The 735-nt window shown below is 52.1% G+C and carries 1 protein-coding gene; it reads left to right on the top strand.

What is annotated here, in order from left to right:
* The first annotated feature begins 493 nt into the window (after window positions 1–493).
* The gene (locus tag IE090_RS17975) at window positions 494–625 is read left to right on the top strand and encodes a hypothetical protein (protein ID WP_268247130.1); all 132 of its coding nucleotides are present in this window, start codon (window positions 494–496) and stop codon (window positions 623–625) included.
* Window positions 626–735: the final 110 nt, after the last annotated feature.

The raw sequence follows: 735 nt of genomic DNA, 5'->3' as shown, positions 1-735 counted from the left end.
AAATTCTGGCTTCGGTCGAGCGGGCAAAACAATCGTTACAGAATTAACCGCATGGACCACTAGCCGCTGCAAAGCAGGCTGCCACCAGCGTGACAGTTTAGGGTGGGTGTCCCTATTGTCAGCTCATAAACTGGCACGCATTAGCTGGATCTTGCTACAAAAAAGCGAGGCATTTAAAGCAGCGTAAACGTATTTATCTCATCCGGGTAGTCGTTAGTGTGATGAAATAAACGGGGTTATCCGCCCTTCTCAGAACCTGGCCAAGACACGATCGTTAAAGATCGAGAGACTGTTTTTAGGTGGGAAGGTGCGGATCTCATCAGGGCTCCAGGCCAAGGTCTGATCAGAAGCCGAATATATGTCAGCACTACCACCAACTCGCATGAACCACCGTTCATCATAGCGACCGAGTGATGAGTAAAAAAAGAGGTTAATCAGGGGTGTCCAGGCGCCAAGGTATCTTTATGCCTTGACACCGGGAGAGCGTCTATATATGTCCATGTTGTTCCGGCTGCGACATGGCAAAGCCTGGCAAGCCCTCGGGCCGCCCGTCGCGCGCTTTAAAAACGCCATCTGGAGTGAGCTGAACTCTGGCACCGTCGCTGGCCTTAATGGCCAGGCTTAGAGCGGCGATATGCGGCTGCGCTTTGGGCGAATGTTGTGGGGTGTTATGGAGGGTGTTCAAAATTCTGTGTCAGCCAGTCACAGGTCGATGTGAGCGTCTAAACGCCCCTC

This window comes from Bacterioplanes sanyensis (assembly GCF_014652515.1).
GTDB lineage: Bacteria > Pseudomonadota > Gammaproteobacteria > Pseudomonadales > Oceanobacteraceae > Bacterioplanes > Bacterioplanes sanyensis.
Note: the sequence above shows the minus strand (reverse complement) of the source record. Positions and strands in the feature narration are given on the sequence as shown.

What these genes read in the sequence shown, in the direction of transcription:
- IE090_RS17975 (WP_268247130.1), top strand. Translation starts at nt 494, where the DNA reads ATGTCCATGTTGTTCCGGCTGCGACATGGCAAAGCCTGGCAAGCCCTC.